This is a genomic window from Desulfitibacter alkalitolerans DSM 16504 (genome assembly GCF_000620305.1).
Taxonomy (GTDB): domain Bacteria; phylum Bacillota; class DSM-16504; order Desulfitibacterales; family Desulfitibacteraceae; genus Desulfitibacter; species Desulfitibacter alkalitolerans.
Map to the genome: position 1 here is coordinate 1 of NZ_JHVU01000018.1, position 13,831 is coordinate 13,831.

Annotated in this window: 12 protein-coding genes and 1 pseudogene; 7 read left to right on the top strand and 6 right to left on the bottom strand. The window is 38.6% G+C overall.

Annotated elements, in window-relative coordinates:
• Positions 1 to 158: 158 nt before the first annotated feature.
• The 6 genes from K364_RS0100010 to K364_RS0100040 all read right to left on the bottom strand — a co-directional run bounded on the left by K364_RS0100010 (position 159) and on the right by K364_RS0100040 (position 5,765).
• Complete coding sequence (locus K364_RS0100010; RefSeq protein WP_028306314.1) at positions 159 to 812, bottom strand: lactate utilization protein; 654 nt, start codon at positions 810 to 812, stop codon at positions 159 to 161.
• 31 nt (positions 813 to 843) lie between these two features.
• Complete coding sequence (locus K364_RS22225; protein WP_035267332.1) at positions 844 to 2,295, bottom strand: sigma-54 interaction domain-containing protein; 1,452 nt, start codon at positions 2,293 to 2,295, stop codon at positions 844 to 846.
• A gap of 183 nt (positions 2,296 to 2,478) precedes the next feature.
• Entirely contained in the window at positions 2,479 to 3,153 is a 675-nt protein-coding gene (locus tag K364_RS22230) for an isochorismatase family protein (protein WP_035267335.1), read from the bottom strand.
• Between the two features lie 33 nt (positions 3,154 to 3,186).
• Positions 3,187 to 4,677: a sodium:solute symporter family transporter gene (locus K364_RS0100025; RefSeq protein ID WP_028306315.1), complete on the bottom strand. Its 1,491-nt coding sequence runs from the start codon at positions 4,675 to 4,677 to the stop codon at positions 3,187 to 3,189.
• On the bottom strand, positions 4,670 to 4,804 hold the full coding sequence (locus K364_RS27455) for a hypothetical protein (RefSeq protein ID WP_277995514.1): 135 nt from the start codon (positions 4,802 to 4,804) through the stop codon (positions 4,670 to 4,672). Before K364_RS27455 ends, K364_RS0100025 begins: the two co-directional genes overlap by 8 nt.
• A 490-nt stretch (positions 4,805 to 5,294) precedes the next feature.
• The gene (locus tag K364_RS0100040) at positions 5,295 to 5,765 is read right to left on the bottom strand and encodes a hypothetical protein (protein ID WP_028306316.1); all 471 of its coding nucleotides are present in this window, start codon (positions 5,763 to 5,765) and stop codon (positions 5,295 to 5,297) included.
• A 340-nt stretch (positions 5,766 to 6,105) separates the two neighbouring features.
• On the opposite strand from K364_RS0100040, the gene K364_RS0100045 reads away from it, so the two are divergent.
• The 7 genes and pseudogenes from K364_RS0100045 (at position 6,106) to K364_RS0100080 (ending at position 13,816) form a co-directional block, all read left to right on the top strand.
• On the top strand, positions 6,106 to 6,852 hold the full coding sequence (locus tag K364_RS0100045; RefSeq protein ID WP_051533688.1) for a GntR family transcriptional regulator: 747 nt from the start codon (positions 6,106 to 6,108) through the stop codon (positions 6,850 to 6,852).
• A 35-nt stretch (positions 6,853 to 6,887) separates the two neighbouring features.
• Positions 6,888 to 9,002, top strand: coding sequence for a xanthine dehydrogenase family protein molybdopterin-binding subunit (locus K364_RS0100050; RefSeq protein WP_028306318.1), 2,115 nt, complete (start codon positions 6,888 to 6,890; stop codon positions 9,000 to 9,002).
• A gap of 27 nt (positions 9,003 to 9,029) precedes the next feature.
• Positions 9,030 to 9,857 carry an FAD binding domain-containing protein gene (locus K364_RS22235; protein WP_169734727.1) on the top strand — a complete coding sequence of 276 codons (828 nt, stop codon included), beginning with the start codon at positions 9,030 to 9,032 and terminating at the stop codon, positions 9,855 to 9,857.
• 117 nt (positions 9,858 to 9,974) lie between these two features.
• Positions 9,975 to 11,093 carry a BMP family ABC transporter substrate-binding protein gene (locus K364_RS0100060; protein WP_028306319.1) on the top strand — a complete coding sequence of 373 codons (1,119 nt, stop codon included), beginning with the start codon at positions 9,975 to 9,977 and terminating at the stop codon, positions 11,091 to 11,093.
• Between the two features lie 701 nt (positions 11,094 to 11,794).
• A pseudogene (locus K364_RS27730) lies at positions 11,795 to 11,929 on the top strand (group II intron reverse transcriptase/maturase); the annotation flags it as partial.
• 33 nt (positions 11,930 to 11,962) lie between these two features.
• On the top strand, positions 11,963 to 13,330 hold the full coding sequence (locus K364_RS0100075) for an 8-oxoguanine deaminase (protein WP_028306320.1): 1,368 nt from the start codon (positions 11,963 to 11,965) through the stop codon (positions 13,328 to 13,330).
• A gap of 213 nt (positions 13,331 to 13,543) precedes the next feature.
• On the top strand, positions 13,544 to 13,816 hold the full coding sequence (locus K364_RS0100080; protein ID WP_156946361.1) for a hypothetical protein: 273 nt from the start codon (positions 13,544 to 13,546) through the stop codon (positions 13,814 to 13,816).
• Positions 13,817 to 13,831: the final 15 nt, after the last annotated feature.

Genomic DNA, 13,831 nt, shown 5'->3' on the forward strand with positions numbered 1-13,831 from the left:
CCCAGATAATGGGGACTGAAAGCCTTATGTCCGCAGGCCCTGGTAACTGTATATGTGGGTTTCATTGTATTGACCCAGATAATGGGGACTGAAAGCCAGAAAACCCTTCATCAACTTTAACAAATGCAGTCAGAATATATGAATTCTTATGTGGACCATTAATAGCCCAAGCTTTGATTTATTAAAACAATTGTGATTCTTCCCACTGGATAAGATTTTTCAGTAATAGTCCAAATGTTGCAGAGCCTTTTTGGACTATTGCAGTCAATACATTTTCCGTCTTTCTGGCATGGAACAACTAGTTCTGGATGCCTTTTAGCGTTTAATGGCGCCGCATGGGACTTAATTCTCGTCATGGCATCATCTAGACCTTCCACAATCTTGTTTACACCTACCAGTATCACAACTTTTCTAGGTCCAAAAGCAATCCCGGCCACTCTGTTGCCAATCATATCTAGATTGATCAATTGCCCCTTTTCTGTTATCGCATTTGTACCTGTTAAGAAGAGATCGCAATGTAATGCTTTCTTCCGATTTTCAATTTGTTCTCTCCAACTTAATCCCTCATGAAAAGTATTAATTACCTTAATTTCTGGCATCAACTTTATTTTTTCCAAAATTTTGGTGGCATGGAGGGTCAGGGAATCACCCCAGGAAATCACCTTTGGGACAAGTGAATTAAAAATCTCTTCAAAAAAAACCTCCTCAGCTTCAAGGGTGTTTTGGACAAACCACACATCAAAACCGTTATTTTTTAGTGCATCTATGGTTTTTACAATTTTGTCTTGAGTAGGTATTATTGTGCAATTCATTAATTTACCTCCTTTTAGACTGGTTTATTAATCAATTTATATCATGGTCAATACCATATTTTTTTATTTTTCTAGATAGGGTAGAAGGATTCACTTCTAAAACTTCTGCAGCTTTGCGTATGGATTGGTATGATTTAAGGGTTGATAAAATAACTTTTTTCTCAAAATGATCCATAATATGATTTAATTTGGATGCCTTTGGGTCTTTCACATCCTCTTTTTCCAATAAATGTTCTGTAAAAAAGTGAGTTGGTAGCTGTTCAATGTCTATTTCTTCAAAAGGGTTAATAATAAACATGTATTCAATTAAATTTTGCAATTCTCTGACATTTCCCGGCCAGGAATAGCTTTTCAAGCATTCAACTGCTTCACGAGTAATGCTGACATTTTTCTTATATCGCTTGTTTAATCTCTCAAGAAAAAAGAGCACGAGATCTTCAATGTCTTCCTTTCTTTCCCTTAAAGGAGGAGTTTTTATAGGGAAAACATTTAAGCGGAAATACAAGTCTTCCCTGAATTTTCCCATTTTAACCTCATTTAATAGAGCTTTGTTAGTAGCTGCTATAATACGAATATCAATTTTGGTGGGCTTTGAAGCTCCTATTCGAAAAAGCTCTCTTTCTTGAATCACACGGAGCAGCTTGGACTGAACAGGCAGGGGCAATTCGCTTACTTCATCAAGAAATATTGTGCCACCGTCAGCAAGCTCAAACATACCTGATTTTCCTTGCTGTAAGGCTCCAGTAAAGGAACCTGGCAAGTAGCCAAATAGTTCTGATTCAAATAATTCATTAGGAATAGCTGCACAGTTTACTACAATGTAAGGACCATCCTTTCTTGGGCTATGGTTATGAATGAAAGACGATAACAATTCCTTGCCAGTACCGGATTCCCCATATATCAATATATTGCTGTCATAGCCTGCTGCTTTTGTGGCCAGATCTATCATGTTAACCATAGTTTTACTGCGGAAAATAAAACCGTCCTTTTGCATCTGCAGCTGTCGAAGATGGCGTAGTTCCTCGACGTATTTTTTGCTTATCTTTTGTGTTTCTTCTAATTCATTTTTCATTTGAATAAGACTGGAAATATCTCTTGTGCTGTTTAAAACACCGACCATTTGATTTTGTGTATCCATAATAGGGTTTGCGGTGGTTAAAGCTTTCTTCCCCGTAGCATATTTATGTATTTTTGAAATTGAAGTTCCCTGTTCAATTACCATTAGTGATACAGCAACATTAATAAGACCTTCTTCCAACAATTCCTTCAAATTTTTCCCCACAATCTGTTCTTTTTGAATTCCGGTCACCCGAACATATGCTTTATTTATAAAAACTACCATTCCGTGTACATCAGAAATCAAAATACCGTCATCACAGGCTTCAAGAATTGCATTAAGCAGATCATCTGTTTCATTTAATTTATTGAAACCCTGTCCTTGAGACATGCTACTTTCAAGAATGGTTAACCAGCTTTTTTCCATATTAAGACTTCCTTTCTAAGGCATATTGTCAGGGAGACATGGATTTACCTACTATTTAATTTTAGTATTCTGTAAGTTTACATTTTTTCCTTGTTTAATCTAATAAAATACCTTGGTTTAATATTGTTTAAAAATCTGTAAAAAAAATGCCTCTTTTAGTAGAGGCTAGGTGTAAGGTGAGTTTTAGGTTAAATTATTTATATATTCTATAACATTTTCTAAAGGTTCCACATCACCAAACTTGGCGTCAATGTCAAAAAGGTTCCATTCGATTGCTCCAGGTATCCTATCTCCTATGGTTTCCTCAGGAACGATTACTCGGAAACCGCAGGCAATGGCATCCATACATGTATGTCTTACACAGGCACAGGCTGTGGCACCTGTAACAATAACTGTATCCACACCAAGTGAAGTTAACTGGTACTGTAGTGGTGTTCCGGCAAAACAACTTGCCATTTTTTTGACAAAGATGATTTCATCAGGTTGAGGATCTAGTCTTTCGTCAATTTGAGCCCAGTAAGTATCCAGGTGCAGCTCTCTAAGGGGAATTTTTTTATCCCAGATACCGTTATCCAAAAAACCATTTGGATTAAACGCAGTTGTGCTGTAAAAAATAGGAATTTTTTTTGGTCTAGCTGCATCTAACAATTTTCTTGTATTTGCTACCATTTCATCAGCACCAACACAGGTAAACGCGTGCCCTTCTCTAGTCCAGGCATTTGCCAAGTCTACATTTATAATCGCTGGTTTTTTACCATAACCCATTCTTGTTTGAAATCCTCTTTCTTTGTAAATTTCTCTGGCTTTTTTGAAAGTTTCCTGCAATACTTTTGGATCAAACACATCATATACTGACATTTACAACACCCTTTCTAAATTTTTTGTTATTTATTATTGTCCAAGTTGTTCCTGGACCCTTCCATAATATTGATGGATGTCTGTTGCCTGCTTGGGAGGAATGCCTATTATTCTGCTGGCTAAAAATGTCACCATGATTGAAGTAACCATTCCTGTTGCACCAGAAATCCAAACGTTAAAATTAATGCCAATCAATAATGTCAAAAACAGCGTTGTCCCAATAATCGAACCAGCAATTGCACCCTGCTTTGTTGCTTTTTTGTCATAAACTGCCATTATGACTGGTCCAACTACCATACAGGCCATTCCCCCTAGTGCCGCATAAACCAACAAGGACAAAAATTGGGGTGTCTTCCACAAGGAAAGTGCAAGTGAAAGTCCACCTATTGCAAAGGTACTAAGCTGGGAAACCCTTAAAGCCTGTTTTTCTGTTAATTTTTTATTAAGTGTTTTGTTAATCAAATCATGACCTACCGTTGTTCCTACAGTAATTAGTACACCAGCCACGGTGGTCAGAATAGCTGATAAAATGCCAATTACAGCCATGACTCCTAAGATGGAAGGAAAGTAGGTTTTAATAACCATGGGCACGACAGAATCTGGGTCAGCCAATTCTGGGAATAAAATTCTTCCTGCTGTCCCAGCCCACATGGCACCACTGATTATTGTAGTAAAGATAATAAGATAAATAACTAGTCTTTTAAAGCTTTGAACATCTTTGAGTGCAAAAAACCTGGCACTCATATAAGGCTGACCGATTTGCCACAGCCAGTAATAGATAACCATAAAGAATGCGGTCAAAGGTGTAAACAGGTTAGGTTCAAAAATTGCATTTAAGGTTGGGTTAATCGCTTCCAACTTCATATTCATGGCTCCCCAGCCACCAACAGCATAAATACTTACAGGCACCAACACGAACATGACTGCTGCCATAAACACGCCCTGGACAGCATCTGTCCAAGCTACTGCCAGCAAACCACCCATGGCACAATACATGATCATGATAATGCCAAAAACTAGCGTTGCAGTAACAAAGGGGATGTCAAAAAAAGCACTGAAAACAACACCAACGCCTTTGAACTGGGCAATCATCATGGGGACATAAAACATAACTATTCCAAGAGAAACAAAGGCTCGCAAGAATTTACTTTCATACATTTCCCCTAAAAAATCTGGAATAGTCAATGTATTCAACCGTGCACTAATTACACGCATCCTAGGTCCAAACAGCAATGTTGGGATAATTAATCCTGGAATACATCCAATCCAGATCCATGCCATTGGCCAGCCATACGTATAGGCCAGGCCCCCATTGCCTAGATAACTGCTGGCACTGCCGTAGGTGGAAACCATGCAAATAGCAATAATTAATGGGCCTAAGGATCTACCGCCAACAGCAAAATCAGCAGTATTTTTTGTTCTAATGGTGGCAATATAGCCAATTCCAATTAGCAGACAAATAAAAACAACAAGACCAATTACTAACTGCAGCCAGACATTGCTTCCAAATGTCAAGTTATCCATTGTTTTCGATTTCCCCTTTCTTTAGGATTTCAAACATTTCCTCAGTCCAAAATTTATTCATATACAAAATGGACAAAAGCAGCGTTCCACCGATGCAGATAACATAATAAAGGAATATCATATGCATAAAAGCAACCTCCCCTTAATCATTCTATTTACTTTTTAGTTTTAAGTCATTTAGCCCATATTCCTCACCTGCCAAGATCATTTTTTTTGCACTAACAGCAGAAAGTATTTTGTTTTATACCAATAGTTTAATAATTTTGAATTTTGGTTTTAAATTTATGCAAGGAGTATGCCAAAAGTGTTTGCCTTCTGGGAAGCTTTCTTTTCAAGTACTATAGAGGCAGTTCCATTAAAACAGATTTGCAGTATGGCAACATTAACATTAACAAAGACCATAATACTACATGTATCAACAGTTTTGCAGTTTTGCATGAATTGGTATAAAATGCAAAAATAATGTAATGGATGAAAATTATAGAAGGGTATAGGAATTGGTTATGAATTGGATATATAATAATAAAAAAGCTCTAGAAAAATCAAAAAAATGGAAAAAAAGTAAAGGCTTATTTCAATATAAGCCTTGTAAATTATCTGAAATGAAGTTTAAGCTACTAGCTATCCTTAATACCCTGTAACCTAAACAAATATATACCCATAATCATTATACAATGAGTACATATGGCCAGGGGAAAGGTATAAAGAGTTTTCCATGTTTTGCTGTCCCACATGCCTATTAAGCCCTGCACATATTGACTGACCGTTGTGCCAAAGGCAAATAAGAGTACATATAGAGCCTTCCAGCAAAATTCTTTTTTATACGGGAAATTATAGGCAAAAATTATAGAGGGCGGGATCCAGGAAATACATGTTAATAAGGGAATTCCATATAGTAAAATATCACCTGGCAGCTTCCATAATTTATGGTTTCTAACTGCATACCAATTTAGAATGACTGCCTGTATGAAACCAAAGTAAAACCCAAAGGGAGATAACTTAGGCCCCTTTTTTGGTGGAACAAGCATAAACATCAATATATAAGCAGCAATAGTAAATAAAATCCAGTTTTTAGTTTGCCTATTCATATTTGCCTCCCGAGAATAAAATATACCTTTCTTAATTTCTCACTAAATTATTGATTTAATACAAGGTTTTATAAAGTTGCCCAATGCAAAAATTAACATATGCGATAAAAACAAAACAAAGTAAATATTGAAGCTATTATTTTTAATAGTGTTCTAAGAGAATTCTCACTAGATGCTTTACAAGTACTTTTTATAAAACTTGTAGGCTTTTTATTTTTATTTGTTGACCCTACAGAATTATAAAACCAACAGCAGGAATTAACAAAAAAATAGCGTATTATACATTAAGTGAAAAGTAATAAGTAATAAGTATGACTAATTTTTAAATAGGAGTTTTTATATGAATCATATTATACCAAAAGTGGATAGTGAACAATTATTTACCAAGGTTCGTAAACTGCTGCTTGATATGCTGGAAACAGGTGCTTTTGCAAATACAGAAAAGCTTCCCTCAGAAGAAAATCTCGCAAAGTCATTAGGGGTCAGCAGGTCAGTATTAAGGGATGTCCTTGCTATTTTTGAAGCTGAAGGATATATAACCAGGAAAAGGGGCATTGGTACCCTGGTTAATCGCCATATCATAAATGCAGTAACCAGGTTGGACATAGAAAAGGAATTCATGGAACTAATAAATGATGCAGGCTATACTCCCAAGATAGCCTTTGTCAATGTAGAAAAGCAAAGGGCAGCTTCTGATATTGCACAAGGGCTGGCTATTGACGAAGGGCAGGAGATTATTGCCGTTGAAAGGCTTGTCCTTGCAGATAACATGCCTGCAATCCTCTGCACTGATCATATTGCAAGCAGTCTTGTTTTAGTGAGGGAATATTCTAACGATGAGCTCTTTAAGCCAATATTTTATTTTTTAGAGAAATATTGCAATGAAGAGGTTGTTCATAACCTTACAAAGGTTGAACCAGTATTAGCCAAAAGTAGAATTTCCAGTCTGTTTAATATAGAAGAAGGTGTACCGCTCTTTTATATGAGTGAAGTAGGTTATAACATTTACAATCGTCCAGTTTTATTGTCAAAAGAGTATCATAACCCTAAAATATTGAGTTACAGTATATTAAGAAAAAAGTTTTAATAGAGAAACCCAAGTGTTAAAAGTGAGGTGACAAGATGGGAAGCTTTATTGGAAAACCAATTGCCAGAATAGATGCCGAAGATAAGGTGACAGGTAAAGGACACTATGCTGCAGATATAAAAGTTAAAGATTGCCTATGGATAAAATTAGTACGTTCCCCTATTCCCCATGGAATAATTAAAAGCATTAACACCTCAGAATTAAAAAATAAGCCTGGAGTTTTTTGTTTTACAGGTCAGGATATCAAGGTAAATTCTTTTGGAAATATAATTAAGGATCAGCCTATTCTTGCCCATGACAAGGTCAGATTTTACGGCGAACCAGTTGTACTGGTTGCTGCACCTACTAAAAAAGAGGCTGAGTTCTGGGCTGGTAGGGTTTATATAGAATATGAAAGTTTACCAGTAATGGATGACCCCATGGTGGCTCTTAAAAATGAGGTTAAAATACATGACCAGGGTAATCTGCTGCAGAAGTTTAATTTTGACAAAAGAGATGTTAACAAAGGCTTTGGCAGCAGCCATCTTACCCTTAAAGATGAGTTTGAAGTACCAATGGTGGACCATGCATACCTAGAAACAGAAGCAGGAGTCAGTTACTGGGATGGAGATGTACTCAATGTAATTGCAGGAACCCAGAATCCCTTCCATGATAGGAATGAGATAGCCCGCTGTTTTGATATATCTCCCGACAGGATTAGAGTTAAGGCTCCACTTGTTGGAGGCGGTTTTGGCGGAAAGGATGGAAATACTGTTCAACTTTATTTAGCTTTGGTAACCATTAAAACAGGCAAGCCAGCCAAGCTGGTATTTGACAGGGAAGAGTCCCTTTTAACCACATATAAAAGACATCCGGCCAGGGTCGTAACAAAAATGGGGTTTGGAAAACATGGGAGAATACTTGCATTTGAATCTGAAATTTATTTTGATACAGGTGCTTATGCGGCCCTAGGTCCAGCAGTTTTAGGATTAGGCGTGGAACATAGTACGGGACCATATGAAATAGCAAATGTGAAAATTGATGCCTATCTTGTATATACAAACAAGCCTCCTGCAAGTGCCATGAGAGGCTTTGGTGCACCCCAAACCCTATTTGCTACAGAAACCTTGATTAACAGGGCAGCAGAATTACTTGAGATTGATCCTATACAAATACGATTGCTTAATTCATTAGAAAAGGGAAAGGAAGCCTCTCTTGGACAGGTTATGGAGCACTCTGTGGGTATAAAAGAGGCTTTAAAAAAATTAGGGAATTCAGATTTTTGGAGAAAAAGAAAACAAGAAGCTGACCCATTGGTGGGATACGGAATGGCTTCGGGCTGGTTGAGCTGTGGTCTGGGAGTAGGAATAAAAGATGATGCAAAGGTTGAGATAAGAAGGTCCGATGACAAATATATAATAAAGGTTGGCTGTGTTGATATAGGACAGGGCAATTATACTGGATTTGCACAATTAGCAGCTAGTGAACTGCAGGTTGACATGGATAAAATAGAGCTAGTTACTGCTGATACCCTTGGTACTCATGATTGTGGGACAACTGCTGCTTCAAGAACCACCTACATAGTAGGAAATGCTTTATTAAATGCAATTAAAGATTATAGAAAACAAGAGGAAAAGGGGATTGCTCAACCTGTTGGGATTGGACAGGCCGTTTTCCCTGAATCCAAACTTACTCATCTGGGCATTGGACTACCCCATATGATGTATACTTTTATAGCACAAGCAGCTAAAGTAAGGATAGATCCCTATACAGGAGAAATAAAGCTGTTGTATATATTTGGTGTTACTGAAGCTGGCAAAGTCTTAAATCCCTTAAGTCTATCGGGTCAAATTGAGGGTGGAATTGCCATGAATGCAGGGTACTGCCTTATGGAGCAGATGCGCATTAAAGATGGCATTCCTCTAGAGAGAGATCTTTCAAAATATTTAATACCTACTAGCATGGATTTATGTAATATGGAAACAGCTACAGTTGACGCATATGAAAACAGCGGACCCTTTGGAATAAAAGGAGCTGCAGAGGTAAGTACAGTTGCCATAGCTCCAGCAATTACTGCAGCAGTAGCAGGTATTACAGGTAAAGTAATAACAAAGCTTCCCATATCACGCCATAATATAGTTGAAGCCTGTATGGAGGGGTATAGTTCTTGAATAATCAGGGAAGGGATGTTTTGCAGCATGGAATTGTATAATCCAAAAAGTCTCTCAAATGCACTAGATATTTTAGCTGGGGGTAACTGTACTGTACTGGCAGGTGGTACTGACTTGCTTGTTAAAAATAGGTTTAGAAATAAAATTATTAATATTTGTGACCTGAAGGAATTAGATTTCATTGAGGATACAGGGGGGGGTCTGGAAATAGGAGCTGGTGTTACCCACGGGCAAATAGAGAAGTCTACTATTATAAAAAAGTATGCACCTGTTCTTGCAGCTGGATGTAGTATGGTTGGGTCAACTCAAATTAGAAATAAAGGCACACTTGGGGGTAATATTGTCTCAGCATCTCCAGCTGGAGATACACTTACATCGTTATCAGTCTTGAATTGTCAACTAGTCCTTAATAGCAAAAGCAGGGAGCGACACATATCTCTGCTAGAGTTTATTACTGGGCCTGGAAAGCACATATTAGATGACAATGAACTGGTAACCAGGATTATTATAGAAAAAATGGATGAAAAGGAATGCTGGTATTATAAAAAAGTTGGCTTAAGAAATGCCCTGTCCATTGCAGTGGTTGGAGCTGCAATAAGGGGATTAGTTCAGGATGGAGTCTTTAAAAGACTTGACATTGCACTGGGTTCAGTTGGTCCTAAAATTCAGCTGCCAAAAGAGCTTGCAAACATGTTTTTAGATAAAAGTTTTGAAAAGAAAGAAGTTTGGATGATACTAGACAATGTAGATAGATATATTACTCCAATAGATGATATTAGAGCAAGCAGGGAGCAGAGGGTTTTGACAATTAAAGGGGTGCTTTTTGAAGGGTTATGCCGACTGCTTAGTATTTGATAAAACCTAATAAATTGCCGATTTATTACATGTAAAAAACTTGAGTAGGGAGGGATTTGTTTATCTTAAATAATTATGCAACAAGATGTGTATTCTTAATAGGGGAGGTAAAAAATAATGAAGAGTTTTAAAAAGTTAAGTGTGCTAATGCTACTAATCATGTTTCTGGCTGGTATGGTTACGGGCTGTGGTCAAAAGGCAGATGATGCAAAAGAAGAGCCAGCACCACCACAGGAAGAAGAGTTTGTAGTTGGTTTTGTTTATTCTGGACCAGTAGGGGATTTTGGGTGGGCATATGCCCATGACCTGGGTCGCCAGTACCTGGAAAATAATGTTTCAGGAGTAAGAACCATATATATTGAGGATGTTCCAGCTGGACCTGATGCGGAAAGGGCCATGAATGAGCTTATCCAAAGAGGTGCCAGGGTTGTTTTTACTACAAGCTATGGATTTATGGATTTTACCATAAATGTGGCAGAACAGCATCCTGACGTTATTTTCTTAAACTGTTCAGGTTTTAAGACTGCGGAAAATGCAGGGAATTACTGGGCTAGAATGTATGAGGCCAGCTATTTATCAGGAATTGCTGCTGGGCTTAAAACTGAAACAAATATTTTAGGATATGTGGGAGCTTTTCCTGTACCGCTGGTAGTAAGGCAAATTAATGCCTTTGCACTAGGTGCTCAATCAGTAAATTCTGATGTTACTGTTAATGTAATCTGGACGAATAAATTCTATGACCCTGCTACAGAAAAGGAAGCCGCTCTCGGGTTAATAGATCTAGGAGCAGATGTTCTTGCACAATATCAGAATTCTCCAGCTACACAGCAGGCTGCTCAAGAAAGGGGAGTATGGGGAATTAGCTGTTATGCAGATATGACGCAATTCGCACCCCAGGCTACTTTAACTGGTCCTGTGTGGAATTGGGGTCCATACTATGCTGATATAGTCCAGCAAATAATGGCAGGGAACTGGGAATCACATCATACCTACTGGGGCTCTATGAAAGAAGGCATAGTGTATCTAGCACCATACAATGAAAATGTTATGACACCAGAAATGATCGAAGCAGTGGAAGCTGCTAAAGCAGCTCTTTTTGCAGGAGAATTAGATATATTCGCAGGACCAATTATGAATCAAGCAGGTGAATTAGTGGTTCCTGAAGGTAGTTCAATGAGCGATCAAGAAAAATTAGGAATGAACTGGTTTGTTAAAGGTGTACAGGGTAATTTATAGTTTTCACTAACCATTTAGGCTGTAGAGGTTTTTTCTACAGCTTATTTTACACCATCAGAGCGTGCCCAGCTAAGCTGTATCTTGCTTACAGGTGAAAGTCCTGTCTAGGTAATCACCAAGGAGCCTAGTAGCTATAAGACCAACGTTAACAGAAATGGTAGCGTTGAAGCGTCTCGAAAATGTATCCAAGTGATGCTAGCAAAACTTCAGACCGCAACATAAAGTGAATCTTGCAGTGCTGTTAGAAAACCCTGACGGGAGAAGAGAAGGAGACGAGCCCCTTCTGATAGGGCGAAGTCCATGGAATGTGTGAAGAACTTGGAAACAACACAGAAGAACCTTCCGGCATATGGAGGGCGGTATGAAGTAATAGTAAGATACGGAACTGGGGAGACCCTCCTTTGCACTTTCAATAAAGAAAGTAAAACGGAAACCTATAAGTGTAAGCGAAATGGTATACGGCAAAGAAGGAGTCGGAGGGGGTAATAGTACTAATGAGAGTGATGACAACAAAACATCACTTAAAGGAAGTACCTTCGTAAAGCCGAAGGAAGAAGAACATCGGAAAGCCGTATGAGGGAAAACCTCACGTACGGTTTAATGAGGAGAGGCTGGAGGAGAGAGTATCAAATCCAGCCCCTTACTCTACAAGTATAAGTTCCACAAGGTAGATAGCGATATCCAAGGATTTTTTGATATCATTCGATAACATAAATCAGGAAAAGCTAATGAAATTAGTGGAAATGCGGATTAGTGATAAAAGAGTATTAAAATTAATTCATAAGTGGCTAAAGACTGGAGTAATGGAAGAAGGAAATATTAAGAGAGCAGACTTAAGATATTTAGTTTTAATGAGTAGGTGTTGTTAGATGTTTACCTTACTAAAAAATGCTGACTGGGTTTTAACCTTTGATAAGGACAACACAAGGATTAAAAACGGCTCAGTTTTAATTGAAGGGAACAGAATTGTAGGGGTTGGAAAGAATCTGGCCTGCCAGGAAGGCACCAGGGTAATAGATGCCGCAGGCAGGATTGTCATGCCAGGGCTGGTTAATACCCACCACCACCTATATCAAACCTTAACCAGAAATATACCTGAAACCCAGGACATTCCCCTTTTTCCATGGTTATTAAAGCTGTATGAAATCTGGAAACATTTAACTCCAGAGGCTGTAAGGATAGGGGCCATGGTGGGATTAGGTGAACTCCTAAAGACAGGCTGTACTACCAGTGCCGACCATCATTATGTATTTCCCTGCAGCCAGCCAGGGGAACTAATAGATGAACAGATATTGGCAGCCCGGGAGCTAGGAATAAGGTTTCATCCAAACCGCGGCAGCATGTCCCTGGGAAGAGACCAGGGGGGACTGCCGCCCAATGAAGTCATCCAGACAGAGGAGACGATTTTAAAGGACTGTGAGCGTCTTGTACAAAAATATCACGATCCAGGTACTTACTCAATGTGTAGGATAGTCTTTGCTCCATGCTCACCCTTTTCCGTAACTGGTGACCTTATGAAGGAAAGTGCCGTTTTGGCAAGAAAGCATGGGGTGTTCCTGCATACCCACCTGGCAGAAACAAGGGATGAGGATGATTTTTGTATGCAGAAGCTTGGGATGAGGCCAGTAGAGTATATGGAAAAGCTGGGTTGGTTAGGTGAGGATGTGTGGTTTGCCCATGGCATTCACTTAAATGATGCAGAGGTGGGACTGCTGGGTGAAACTAGAACTGGGGTTGCCCACTGCCCAGCATCAAATATGAAGCTTAACTCGGGTATCTGCAGGGTAAGGGATCTTCAAAAGGCTGCTGCTCGAGTTGGTCTAGCCGTTGATGGCAGTGCCAGCAACGATTCCTCAAATATGTGGGCAGAGGTCAGGATAGCATACTTGCTGCAGAAACTAGCTCTGGGAGCAGAAGGACTAACTGCCGAGGATGTACTGAAAATGGCAACAGTAGGCGGTGCACAAATCCTGGGGAGAAAAGATATTGGATCTCTTGAGGTTGGCAAGGCTGCAGATATGATTTTGATAGATTTCCAGCAATTAGCCTTTGCTGGGGGCCAGCATGATCCGGTATCGGCCATAGTTAACACAGGCAATTCTAATCTAGTGGATATGACCATTGTTAATGGCAGGGTAGTTGTTGAAAAGGGCAGACTGGTTAATGTGGATGAGGCAAGAATAGCTCACGAGGCAAATAGAATCTCGCTGAATATGGTGCAAATAGACATTCAGTAACGCCAGGAATATCAATTGGAGCTGGTTTTGCAGTTAGCTTTACACCAACAAGTTCAGTAGATAAAATTAGAGACAAATGGGTTAGAGTTCCAATATCCTTATTTTCTTTGAACAATGCAAAATATTTTGTTTCATTTCAAAAGAAAAACCAAAAAATTTATAGAAAACCTTATTCACATGTATTTAACCGAGAGGACAAGGATAAGGGTATGTTTGGAGGCCGTAACTAAACAGATTGAAAGCAATAGAATTAAGTTTGAAAGGTTTATGGAAAGCTCTTTTACAGAACGTGAAAAATTATATAAAAGGGTAGATAATATGCTTGTTCGGGCGGTTGAGATTGGTGATACAGAAATGGCGAAAGTAGCTTTGAATTTTATACTTACTGTATATAATAAGAAACCTATGGAAGGTTTAGAAGTGGCTATTGAAGGAGTAGGAAACAATTTGCTAGCTAAAAATGATATAAAGAACTATTTAGATTAATTGTCATTCACAGGT